Source organism: Rhodococcus sp. BS-15 (assembly GCF_000813105.1).
GTDB lineage: Bacteria > Actinomycetota > Actinomycetes > Mycobacteriales > Mycobacteriaceae > Rhodococcoides.
This window is the reverse complement of the sequence record NZ_BAOX01000163.1, coordinates 1-11,024: the sequence shown is the minus strand read 5'-3', so window position 1 is coordinate 11,024 and position 11,024 is coordinate 1. Positions and strand designations below refer to the sequence as shown.

The 11,024-nt window shown below is 65.8% G+C and carries 12 protein-coding genes and 2 pseudogenes; 10 read left to right on the top strand and 4 right to left on the bottom strand.

Translation table 11 applies throughout. From position 1 onward, the window contains the following. From mshB to RHBS_RS17375, 3 genes are all read left to right on the top strand, one after another. Positions 1 to 576, top strand: a 576-nt coding sequence (gene mshB / locus RHBS_RS17380; RefSeq protein ID WP_128646108.1) for an N-acetyl-1-D-myo-inositol-2-amino-2-deoxy-alpha-D-glucopyranoside deacetylase, incomplete at its 5' end; no start/stop codon positions are given. A 45-nt stretch (positions 577 to 621) separates the two neighbouring features. Further along, entirely contained in the window at positions 622 to 780 is a 159-nt protein-coding gene (locus RHBS_RS29100) for a hypothetical protein (RefSeq protein WP_008714214.1), read from the top strand. 66 nt (positions 781 to 846) lie between these two features. Further along, a complete protein-coding gene (locus RHBS_RS17375) occupies positions 847 to 1,299 on the top strand; it encodes a hypothetical protein (protein WP_121873293.1) in 453 nt (150 codons plus the stop codon). Here RHBS_RS17375 and RHBS_RS17370 read toward each other — a convergent pair. From RHBS_RS17370 to RHBS_RS17360, 3 genes are read right to left on the bottom strand one after another with little or no spacing between them, the layout of a single operon-like run. Next, positions 1,226 to 1,921: a uracil-DNA glycosylase gene (locus tag RHBS_RS17370; RefSeq protein WP_121873292.1), complete on the bottom strand. Its 696-nt coding sequence runs from the start codon at positions 1,919 to 1,921 to the stop codon at positions 1,226 to 1,228. The genes RHBS_RS17375 and RHBS_RS17370 overlap by 74 nt on opposite strands. Position 1,922: 1 nt before the next feature. Then, positions 1,923 to 3,437 carry a PH domain-containing protein gene (locus tag RHBS_RS17365; RefSeq protein ID WP_121873291.1) on the bottom strand — a complete coding sequence of 505 codons (1,515 nt, stop codon included), beginning with the start codon at positions 3,435 to 3,437 and terminating at the stop codon, positions 1,923 to 1,925. Next, a complete protein-coding gene (locus RHBS_RS17360; RefSeq protein WP_121873290.1) occupies positions 3,434 to 3,913 on the bottom strand; it encodes a PH domain-containing protein in 480 nt (159 codons plus the stop codon). The genes RHBS_RS17365 and RHBS_RS17360 overlap by 4 nt, the downstream gene beginning before the upstream one ends. 85 nt (positions 3,914 to 3,998) lie before the next feature. On the opposite strand from RHBS_RS17360, the gene RHBS_RS17355 reads away from it, so the two are divergent. The 5 genes and pseudogenes from RHBS_RS17355 to RHBS_RS17335 all read left to right on the top strand — a co-directional run bounded on the left by RHBS_RS17355 (position 3,999) and on the right by RHBS_RS17335 (position 9,599). After that, positions 3,999 to 6,575, top strand: coding sequence for a bifunctional FO biosynthesis protein CofGH (locus tag RHBS_RS17355; protein ID WP_237669332.1), 2,577 nt, complete (start codon positions 3,999 to 4,001; stop codon positions 6,573 to 6,575). Positions 6,576 to 6,611: 36 nt separating this feature from the next. Next, positions 6,612 to 7,369: pseudogene (locus RHBS_RS32320) on the top strand (hypothetical protein). A gap of 114 nt (positions 7,370 to 7,483) precedes the next feature. Beyond that, positions 7,484 to 7,807 (top strand): ferredoxin, encoded by a 324-nt coding sequence (gene fdxA, locus RHBS_RS17345; RefSeq protein ID WP_008714223.1) that lies wholly within the window; start codon positions 7,484 to 7,486, stop codon positions 7,805 to 7,807. Positions 7,808 to 7,812: 5 nt separating this feature from the next. After that, positions 7,813 to 8,915: pseudogene (gene dapC, locus RHBS_RS17340) on the top strand (succinyldiaminopimelate transaminase). Positions 8,916 to 8,981: 66 nt separating this feature from the next. Beyond that, positions 8,982 to 9,599: a LysE family translocator gene (locus tag RHBS_RS17335; RefSeq protein WP_094685199.1), complete on the top strand. Its 618-nt coding sequence runs from the start codon at positions 8,982 to 8,984 to the stop codon at positions 9,597 to 9,599. Between the two features lie 269 nt (positions 9,600 to 9,868). Here RHBS_RS17335 and RHBS_RS30795 read toward each other — a convergent pair whose 3' ends face one another. Beyond that, a complete protein-coding gene (locus RHBS_RS30795) occupies positions 9,869 to 10,051 on the bottom strand; it encodes a hypothetical protein (protein ID WP_237669329.1) in 183 nt (60 codons plus the stop codon). A gap of 59 nt (positions 10,052 to 10,110) precedes the next feature. Here RHBS_RS30795 and RHBS_RS30790 point away from each other — a divergent pair, with 59 nt between their 5' ends. Then, a complete protein-coding gene (locus RHBS_RS30790; RefSeq protein ID WP_237669327.1) occupies positions 10,111 to 10,329 on the top strand; it encodes a hypothetical protein in 219 nt (72 codons plus the stop codon). Then, on the top strand, positions 10,311 to 11,024 hold a 714-nt coding region (locus tag RHBS_RS17325; RefSeq protein ID WP_187298531.1), incomplete at its 3' end, for an AMP-binding protein. The genes RHBS_RS30790 and RHBS_RS17325, both read left to right, overlap by 19 nt.

The following is an 11,024-nucleotide window of genomic DNA, read 5'->3' as shown; positions in this document are numbered from 1 at the left end:
CCGCGCGCGTTCGTCAACGCCGATCGCGCCGAGGCCCTCGGAGCGCTCGTCGCGGTGATGCGTGAGCTTCGGCCGCAGGTGGTTGTCGGGTACGACCCCGAGGGCGGATACGGCCACCCCGATCACCAGCAGGTGCACTCGTTGGTGACCGAGGCCGTCGAGGTCTGCGGGACGGATTCCTACCCCGGGGTCGGTGCGCCCTGGGAGGTGTCGAAGTTCTACTGGACAGTCACCGGACACGATCAATTGCAGGCTGGGCTCGCGGCCATCGAGGCGATTCCCTCGCACTGGCGAATGCCGGAGGCCGGCGAGCTGCCGAGCGTTCCCGAGAACACCATCACCACCAGCATCGACATCCGCGGCGTGCTCGATGCCAAGCGGGATGCGCTCCGGGCCCACGCGACTCAGGTGACCGTCGCGCCGTCGGGCAGCGAGTACGCACTGTCCAACGACATCGCCCAGCCGATCCTGCTCGACGAGCAGTACGTACTCGTCCGCGGCGAACTCGATCCCGATGAGACGGGTAGAGAGAACGATCTGTTTGCCGGCGTACTAAGCTGTGGTCCGCATCACTGAAATACACACCAGTACTGATCTCACTACAGCAGGGGCGGAACACACATGTACAACTGGGTAGTGCAGGACGCCATCGTCGCGTTCGTCGATTCTCTCAAGCCGCAGTTCGGCGCACAGGCAGATCTGTACCAGTACGTACTGGGACAGATCGCCATGGGTGCGAGCAACCTGCTGACCTCCCTGGGGTACCCGCCGGTTTCCTGAGTGCCGATGCCCGGTTTTTTGAATGCGATGCACTGAAACAACCCGGGTCAAGGCAGTATTGGGCGCATGATCTCGAAGGCCGCATCCAATACTGTCGCCCTGGTGTCCTGGGCGACCGTCGCAGTACTGGTGTTCGACGGCTTCCTGTCCGGGATTCTCTCGGTCTTCTTCCTTCCGACCTACCTCGGGTCGGTGCAGTTCCCCATCAGCGCACTGCTCGGCGGGATCGCGAACGTCGCGCTGATTCTGGCCGCACGCAAGGTCGCAGATCGGCCGATCTGGGTGGCGTCGCCCCTGATCGGATGGTTCGCTGCCGTGGTGCTGTGCATGCTCGGCGGTCCGGGAAGCGACGTTCTCCTACTCGCCGATTGGCGCACCATGCTTCTCATCGTCGCCGGTGCGGGCCCCGCCGGAGTGCTGCTCTTCATGTTCCGGATGAAGGCGATCACAGCAAGCGTGCATGCCGACCCGCATCCCGCAGCACGTCCTCGATCATCGTCGGAGTCAACAGTCCGGTGAAGGTGTTTCGCTGGCTCACGTGATAGCTGGCGAACACGGTGATCGAGCCCAGGTCGCGCCTGACTCCGTGGCCGAATTTCGGTGCAGGCCTTGGTATCTCCCATCCGTTGGCGGCCAGTGTCGGCAGCAGGGACTGCCAGCCGAAGGCACCGAGAACGAGCACCGACCGCAGGGTCGGACGCAGCAACCGTAATTCGTCGTCCAGCCAGGGTGTGCATCTGTCGCGTTCGGCGGGAGTCGGCTTGTTCTGCGGAGGAGCGCAGTGCACCGGCGCGGTGATGCGAACTCCGTTGAGCGTCAACCCGTCTCCGATGTGCGTGGCGGTGGGTTGGCTGGCCAGACCGACCGCATGCATCGCGCGATAGAGAACGTCCCCGCTCCGGTCTCCGGTGAACATTCGACCGGTGCGGTTGGCACCGTGCGCTGCCGGGGCGAGCCCGACGATCAACATCGATGCGTCGGCCGGTCCGAAGCCAGGAACCGCTTTGCCCCAGTATGTTTCGTTTTCGAAGGCAGCCCGCTTCTCGGCGGCGACCTGTTCACGCCACTGCACCAGGCGCGGGCAGGCGCGGCATTCGGCCACCGCGAGATCCAGTTCGTCGATACTCTGCGGCCGCGTCATGTCAGGTCCGGTGCAGCCAGATGTCCCCGGCTCCCGGGGTGACGGCGTCGATCATCGCCCACGCGTTCTCGATGGGGATGTCGATCACCTCGTAATGTCCGACGCCTGCGGGAGTCGCGGCGACGATGGTGGCCACCCCGGCGCGACGCTGGAAGAAGGTCTGCCGCACGGTCCAACCGATGATGCCCGCGGCTTCGAGGCTGTGTCGAGTCCTGTCGAGCGAACCGTGCTGGGTGATGAGCCAACCGGGCAGCACTGCATGGCCGAGACCGCGGAAGCGATCGTGTGCGAGCCCGAATGCGGCAACGAACAACACCCCGACAGCGATCCACGCCAGTAGCGGGATCGGTGCGCCGACATACTGTGCGATGCCCAGCGCTGCACCGAGAACCGCAACGGGCAGAACAGCACGCGTGTAGCGGCGTCGACGCGCTGCGGGTCCGTGCTGCAGCAGAGGCCGGTCCGAACTTGCGTGCAGACCGGCCTCGCCGAGCACGGTGGTCATCATGCGCAACGCCTCGGCGCGTGGGGCCTGGGGGAGCAGCAGAGACGATTCCTTCTTTTCGGCGCTGACGCCGGTCATGATGGCGTCCAGCCTGGCTCCGCCGGCCGCACGAAGCAGCAGCGGTTCGGACAGCGAGGTGCCGCGCAGTCGCTTGCGGTCGAGTGTCGACTGGCGAGTGCGCAACAGGCCATGGCTGACGTGCATGGTGCGCCCCTGGTCCGTCACCGTCAGGTTGGCGTAGGCCAGCAGGTAGCGGACGCACGCGAAGATGCTCGATACGACGAGCAGCGCCATCAGCGCCACGACGACGAACACCGCGATTCCCAATCGCTCGGCGGAGTCGATGCTGTTGGAGACCACCGACGATTCGGCCAGCCACTGCCCGAGTCCGTACTGGAACAACACGCCGACGGCCGCAGCGATGGTGACGATGCCGGTGATGGAGAACGGCGCGAACCGCACCCACGAGAACTGCCAGTGTGCAATCTCGACGCCGGGATCGGCTGCTGCGGTGGGTGTTCCGTCGGTCGCGGGGATCTGCCCCGATACTCGCTGCAGCAGATCCCCGCGAAGTGCCGGTACCAGCGAGGTGTCGAGGGCGTTGAGCTCGAAGGCCTCACCCTTGCCTGCCTGTTGCCCGGTGCCGATGCGCAGGATGGACAGGCCGAGTACGCGGTGCAGAACGTTCGCTTCCACGTCGACCGAGCGAATTCTGTTCCGCGGAATGGAGAGCACCTTCTTCTGGAGCACACCGCTGCGCAGTTGCACGTGCACCGGACCGATCCGGTAGCTGGTGGTGAACCACCGCAGAATCGCGAACACCACGACGACCGCGAGAAGGCCGAGGCTCCAGAAGTGGTTGCCGCTCTGACTGCCGACGAAGAACGAGATCAACAGCACCGGCAGTAGCTTGATGCCCTCGTTCACCGGATGTACCAACAGCATTCGCTTGTCCAGGCGCAGCCACGGCTGCTCCTCCTCGACGGCGAGCAGTTCCGCCTGATCGGTCATGTCGCGTCTCCGACGGTACGGCCGGCGATGTCGGTGAGTCGAGCAACCGTCTTGTCGGCCACATCCTGATCCAGTGCCGTGATTCTGACCGCGCCCGCGGACGACGCCGTCGTGACGGTGACGGTGGCCAAGCCCAACAGACGATCGAGCGGCCCACGTTCGGTGTCGACGGTCTGTACCCGTGAGATCGGTGCGATGCGTCGCTCCTGGCTCAGCCAGCCGGTGCGGGTGTAGACCGCGGTGTCGCTGATCTCCCAGCGGTGCACGCGGTACCGCCACTGCGGCACGACCGCGACGTGCAGGGCCGCGAATACGATCGAGGCGACGAGGACGGCGACATGCGGCCAGGTGGTCCAGCTCGAGTCGACGACCGCCCAGACGATCTGGGCGATGAAGATCGGTACCCACAGCAGACCGGCGCTCAAAGCCCAGAGCAGACGTGCACGCGGAGATGGTTGCCACTGTGGATCGGTCATCGTTGTCACGGCTACAAACTTAGGGGTGTCGTTCGGCAACCACCACCCCCGGAGCCTGCGGAACGACCCGAGTAGGGAGGCGTGGGTGGCACGTGCGTACCAGGAAGCGCATGATCGACTGGTGACTTCGCTGCCTGACACCGCTCCAGCCGCTTCTGCCATGCGCCGCGTTCTGCGTCGCGCCCGGGACGGAGTCTCGTTGAATGTCGACGAGGCGACAGTTCTGCTTCATGCGCGTGGGGACGATCTGGTGGATTTGATGGCGTCGGCCGCGCGGGTTCGTGATGCGGGTCTCGAGTCGGCCGGGCGTCCGAAGACGGTCTCGTATTCGCGAAAGGTGTTCGTACCCATCACGCGGTTGTGCCGCGACAAGTGCCACTACTGCACGTTCGTCACTGTCCCGGGCAAGCTCAACGCCGCCGGCCACGGGTTGTTCATGGATCCCGACGAGATCCTCGACGTCGCTCGCAAGGGTGCCGCGCTGGGCTGCAAGGAGGCGCTGTTCACCCTCGGTGACCGGCCGGAGGAGCGGTGGCCGGAGGCCAAGGAGTGGCTCGACTCCCGCGGCTACGATTCGACGCTGGATTATGTGCGCGCCATGTCGATCAGGGTGCTCGAGGAGACCGGCTTGCTCCCGCACCTCAATCCAGGAGTGATGTCGTGGCAGGAACTGTCGCGGCTCAAGCCGGTGGCCCCGTCGATGGGGATGATGCTCGAGACCACCTCGCGTCGGTTGTTCGAGGAGAAGGGGCAGGCGCATTACGGCAGCCCCGACAAGGATCCCGAGGTTCGGCTGCGGACCTTGACCGACGCGGGTCGCCTGAACATCCCGTTCACGACCGGCATTCTCGTGGGAATCGGCGAGACGCTGCGCGACCGCGCCGAGTCGATCATGGCAATTCGTAAGGTGCACAAGTCTTTCGGGCACGTTCAGGAAATCATCGTGCAGAATTTCCTGGCCAAGTCCGATACCGCGATGCGATCCGTTCCCGACGCGGGGCTCGAAGAATTTCTGGCGACCATCGCGGTGACGCGCATGGTGGTCGGCCCGTCGATGCGGATTCAGGCTCCGCCGAATCTGGTCGAGCCGGAGGAGACGGCAGCGCTGCTCGGCGCAGGCGTCGACGATTGGGGCGGGGTTTCTCCGCTGACCCCCGATCACGTCAACCCGGAGCGGCCGTGGCCGAACCTCGATACCTTGGCCGAGCTGTCCGACAAGGCGGGCTACCGCTTGGTGGAACGTGTTGCAGCGCAACCGCAGTACGTTCTGGCCGGCGCTCCGTGGATCGATCCGCGTATCTCGGCGCACGTGCGGGCGCTGGCCGATCCCGAGACCGGCATGGCGCGCGAGGACGTCAACCCGACCGGTTTGCCGTGGCAGGAACCGGACGAGGAGTGGGAGTCCTCGGGCCGCGTCGACCTGAACACCGAGATCGACACGCAGGGCCGTAACACCGAGACGCGTTCGGATCTGGCGAATGCGTTCGGCGACTGGGACTCCATTCGCGAGCAGGTTCGTGATCTCGCGGGGCTCGAACGGGTGGACCGGGATCTGGTCTCGGCGTTGGCGGCCGCGCAAAAGGATCCGGCCGGGCTGACGGACGAGCAGTACCTCGCACTCGCGACGGCCGAGGGCGCGGGCATGGACGCCGTTGCGGCTCTCGCGGACGACCTGCGCAAGCAGGTCAACGGAGACACCGTCACCTACGTGGTGAACCGGAACATCAACTTCACCAACATCTGCTACACCGGGTGCCGTTTCTGTGCGTTCGCGCAGCGCAAGGGCGACGCCGATGCGTTCACCCTGTCCACCACCGAGGTCGCCGATCGGGCGTGGGAAGCCCACGTCGTCGGTGCCACCGAGGTCTGCATGCAGGGTGGAATCGACCCCGAACTGCCGGTGACGGGCTACGCGGACCTGGTGCGGGCGGTGAAGGCGAAAGTGCCGTCGATGCATGTCCATGCGTTCTCGCCGATGGAGATCGTCAACGGGGCCTCCCGCGGTGGTCAGTCGATTCGCGAGTGGCTCACCGAACTCCGGGCCGCCGGGCTGGACTCGATCCCCGGCACCGCCGCCGAGATTCTCGACGACGAGGTCCGCTGGGTGCTCACCAAGGGCAAGCTGCCCGCCGCCGAGTGGATCGAAGTGATCACCACCGCGCACGAGGTGGGCCTGCGGTCGAGCTCGACGATGATGTACGGACACGTCGACAATCCGTCGCACTGGGTCGGTCACTTGAACGTGCTCAAGAAGATCCAGGACAAGACCGGTGGGTTCACCGAGTTCGTGCCGCTGCCGTTCGTGCACCAGTCCTCGCCGTTGTATCTGGCCGGCGCATCGCGACCCGGGCCGACCAACCGCGACAACCGCGCGGTGCACGCCCTGGCTCGCATCATGCTGCACGGCCGAATCGACAACATTCAGACATCGTGGGTGAAATTGGGAATCACGGGTACACAAGCGATGCTGAACGGAGGCGCGAACGATCTGGGAGGGACCCTGATGGAGGAGACGATCTCGCGTATGGCGGGTTCGCAGAACGGTTCGGAGAAGACCGTCGCGGAACTGCACGAGATCGCCGACGGCATCGGACGCCCGGTTCGTCAGCGCACCACCACATACGACCCGGCCCCGGCCGTGTCGGTTGCCGGCCTGATCTGACCCTCGGGTCCACTTTCGAAATGGAGCTTGTCTGACATGGACGACCGTCGAGTCGCCGCGGTTCTGAGCAGTGCCGTCGCCATCATTCATCCCGTGCTCGACATCCTTGCGACACGGGACCGATCGGGCTCAAGGGACGAACGTTCCGTGAGTCCTCTGCGGATGATTCGAAGCTCGACAACGTCATCGATTTCCTCGCGAAGGCCTTCGACACCACCGACTTCCCGGGTACCGCGGGTTGGGAGAAGCTCGACAGCGACGCTCGTTCGCAGTGGTGGGTCAATCGCATCGGCGCACTCAACACCGTGGCGGTGGCGTTCCCCGGCGTGTTCGGCATCCTGGTCAACCGGCTCCCCATCCAGGACCTGCTCGGGTTCGCCAACCAGGCTATGGTGCTCGTCGCCGTGGCGCGTGAATCGGGTGTGACCGACCGCGAGACGCACGTGGCGCTGCTCGGATCGGTGCTGTGCAAGCGTGATCTGACGGCGCTCGCCGACAGTGCGCCCGCGAAGAAGGAAGAGTCACCCAAGTCGGGCCCGTTCGCACTGCTGCGCGGAATGTGGCAGATCGCGAACGTGCTGCGCGACGTTGCCGGTGAATTGGAGAAGCGTCCGCACCCCCGCGGCGTCTACCGTGTGCTCGGTGCCATCCCGCTCGTCGGCGGTGTCGCCGGCTATCTCGGTGAGCGCGGCGCTCTCTCGCGTGCCGCGAAGCAGGGACGCAAGTGGCTCGCGGCCCACAAGAAGTCGTCGGCCTTCGGTGCCGACTCGCCCGCGAAGCAGCTTCGTCGATAGCCGAGCGGGGCAGGTGAGGCGACCCTGGGTCGGTCGGCCTCGAGTTCGGACGGCGATACTAGGATGCTCAGGGCGCGCGAGCGCCCACGATCGATACAGGAGGGGAGAGCAGCAGTGACCTACTCGATTGCAGAACCGTGCGTAGATGTACTGGACAAAGCGTGCATCGAAGAGTGCCCGGTGGATTGCATCTACGAGGGTAACCGAATGCTGTACATCCACCCCGACGAATGCGTCGACTGCGGAGCCTGCGAGCCCGTCTGCCCCGTCGAGGCCATTTTCTACGAGGACGACGTGCCCGAGCAGTGGAGCGCGTACGTCGGTGCCAATGTCGACTTCTTCGACGACCTGGGATCTCCCGGCGGCGCGGCGAAGCTCGGCAAGACCGATTACGACCCGCCGTTCATCAAGGCTCTGCCTCCCATGGGCGAGAACTGACGATCTTGGTGCGCGCAGCGGTGGCAGCGGGGCTGCCCGACTTTCCGTGGGACTCGCTGACCGCCGCCAAGGAGAAGGCCTCGGCTCATCCGGACGGCATCGTCAATCTGTCGGTCGGCACCCCGGTGGATCCGGTTGCGGACGTGATCCGCGCAGCGCTGAATTCCGTTGCGGACGAGCCCGGTTACCGACCACCGTCGGGACCGTTGCGCTGCGCGAGGCCGCGGTCGCCGCGCTCGCGCGTCGATACTCGATCACCGGCATCTCGCCCGACGCCGTGCTGCCCGCCATCGGCACCAAGGAAATGATCGCCTGGCTGCCGACTCTGCTGGGCCTGGGAGCCGACGACTTGATCGTCATCCCCGAATTGGCATATCCCACATACGAAGTGGGTGCCCTGCTCGCGCGGTCTCGGACTATCCGGGCCGACGGCCTCAATCGTCTCGGACCCGAGCGGGCGTCGCTGATCTTCGTCAATTCACCGTCCAACCCGACCGGCAAGGTGCTCGGAGTCGAGCACCTGCGCAAGGTCGTCGACTGGGCCCGTGAACGTGACGCGATCGTCGTCTCCGACGAGTGCTATCTGGGTTTGACCTGGGACGCCGAGGCCGTGTCGGTTCTCGATCCTCGCGTGTGTGACGGAGATCACACCAATCTTCTTGCCGTGCACTCACTCTCGAAGACCTCGAACCTGGCCAGCTACCGCGCCGGCTTCGTCACCGGAGACGCCTCGCTCGTCGCCGAACTGCTCGAAGTGCGCAAGCACGCAGGCATGATGGTGCCCTTGCCGATCCAGGCCGCCATGACCGCCGCACTGGCCGACGACGAGCACGAGAACATTCAGCGCGAGCGATACCGCGCCCGTCGAACGATTCTCAAATCCGCCGTCGAGGCAGCGGGATTCACCGTCGACCACTCCGAGGCCGGGCTCTACCTCTGGGCCACGCGGGGCGAGAAGTGCCGCGACACCGTCGACTGGCTCGCCGACCGCGGCATCCTCGTTGCACCGGGAGAGTTCTACGGTCCCGACGGTGCACACCACGTGCGGATCGCACTGACGGCCACGGACGAGCGCATCGACGCTGCGGCCGCTCGCCTGAGCGGATAGTTCGAGGCTTCTGGTGGACAGCGAAGTCGGTTGGCTTCGGCTACACCTGGGTGTTCTCATATACCCGTGACCCTCAGCCTCCTGCTCAGCTTCGCCGGTGTGTGCTTTCTGCTGGCGATTCTGCCCGGGCCCGATTCGTTTCTGGTGCTCCGCTACAGCATCGGCGGCCTCAAGCCAGGCATCGCCGCGGCGATGGGCGTCGCGATCGGCGGACTGTTCTGGGCCGTGTTGGTAGCCGTCGGGCTGGCGGCGATCGTCGAGCAGTCTGCGACGGCATATCGCGTCGTCAAGATTCTCGGCGGGCTGTATCTGCTGTATCTGGGTGTGAAGGCCTTCCGGGCGAGACGCAAGAACAAGGTGGCCGGCGAGCCGCTCGTACCCGTCGCTGCGTCCGCGTGGTCGGCGTTCGGTGCCGGAGTTCTCTCGTGCGCGCTCAACCCCAAGGTCGGACTGTTCTATCTCGCGGTGGTGCCGCAGTTCCTCACCGTCGTCACGTTCACCGGGGCCATGACGCTCGGTCTGGTCGAGGTGGTCGTTGCCGCACTGGTGATGGGAGTGTTCTCCGTTCTCGCCTCACGCGCGGTCGCGCTGCTGCGTAGGCCGGCGGTGACCGACTGGATCGACCGCATCAGCGCCGGAATCCTGGTCGCGCTCGGAGTCGGAACGGTCGCATCCTCGGCCTAGATCTCGCAAACGCGCGCGCACTTGCCATACGCGCGCAGAATCGTGACGCGAAACCGCGCGCGTTCAGCAAACGCGCGCGCGTTTGCGAGGACCAGAGGTGCGCAGCGGGCAAGGCAGAGGGACGTCGGTGCGCGGGATCGCCCGAGAGCAGGCGGGTCCGGATCCGGCAAACGCGCGCGCACTTGCCACAGGCGCGCAGCGTGGTGACGCGAAACCGCTCGCGTTCAGCGAACGCGCGCGCGTTCGCGAGGACTGAGGGGCCGCGTGGATCACGGCTCGAGATCCGGCTCGCCCACATCCCAGCCGCCGCGTCGGATGCGCAGAATGTAGACCAGTTCGTTGCTGCCGAATGCTTCGACGGTGGTGAAGCGTTTGGGCTCGGTGTTGACCTCGGGATTGCGTGCGTGCGCTTCCTCGTAGAGCTGAGTGGCTCGAAGATCGGCCAATTCCACTCGGTCCAGAAGTCGTCGGACTGCACCGAGTAGACCAGCCTGGGTGCGCCGTCGGTCACGTGCGCGATGTCGATGTCGTCATCGTCGGAATCGGAGTCCTCGAGGTCCAGGTCGAGGTCGTCCTCGGAATCGGTTTCCTGCTCGGCGTCGGTTCCGATCAGATAGACACCCGCCTGCAGGTCACCGGCGGCGACCGTCATGTACTCGGCGTAGTCGCCGGTGTCGATTCCGTCCACGTCCATGTATGTACGGTAGCCATGTGCTGCTTCGTTCACTGAACCCACTCGCCGTTGCGCGAGGAGACGACATTCCCGACGCGATCACGATCGACGGAGTCTCGCTCTCCCGCGCCGATATCCTGGGCGCGGCGACGTCCGTGGCCGAGCGCATCTCGCGAGCCGACCGCCTCGCGATCTACGCGACGCCCTCGGTGAAGACGGTGCTCGCTGTCGTGGGCGCACTCATCGCCGGTGTCACCGTGGTGCCGGTTCCGCCCGACGCCGGGGTGGCCGAACGTGAGCACATCCTCCGCGACTCGGGCGCCCAGGCGTGGCTCGGTGAAGCGCCGCCGGACACCTCCGGGCTCGAGGTCCTGCCGGTGCGTCAACATGCACGGTCCTGGCACAGCTACCCGGAACCGCAGCCGTCCTCGGTCGCGTTCGTGCTCTACACCTCCGGTACCACCGGCCCGCCGAAAGGCGTCCTGATCTCGCGCAGTGCCATCGCAGCCGGGCTCGACGCGTTGGCGCAGGCCTGGGCATGGACGTCGAAAGATACTGTGGTGCAGGGGCTTCCGTTGTTCCACGTGCACGGACTCATCCTCGGCGTGCTCGGCCCACTGCGAGTGGGCAGCCCGCTGATCCACACCGGCAAGCCGACGCCCGAGCTCTACGCAGCCGCGCGCGGATCCCTGTACTTCGGGGTGCCGACGGTGTGGTCGCGCGTCGCCGCGGACGAGGCGTCGGCCCGCGCC

Coding starts and splice junctions, on each gene's coding strand:
- RHBS_RS17370 (WP_121873292.1), bottom strand. CDS start 1,921: ATGACGCGGCCGCAGAGTATCGACGAACTGGATCTCGCGGTGGCCGAA.
- RHBS_RS17360 (WP_121873290.1), bottom strand. CDS start 3,913: ATGACCGATCCACAGTGGCAACCATCTCCGCGTGCACGTCTGCTCTGG.
- RHBS_RS29100 (WP_008714214.1), top strand. CDS start 622: ATGTACAACTGGGTAGTGCAGGACGCCATCGTCGCGTTCGTCGATTCT.
- RHBS_RS17365 (WP_121873291.1), bottom strand. CDS start 3,437: ATGACCGATCAGGCGGAACTGCTCGCCGTCGAGGAGGAGCAGCCGTGG.
- RHBS_RS17375 (WP_121873293.1), top strand. CDS start 847: ATGATCTCGAAGGCCGCATCCAATACTGTCGCCCTGGTGTCCTGGGCG.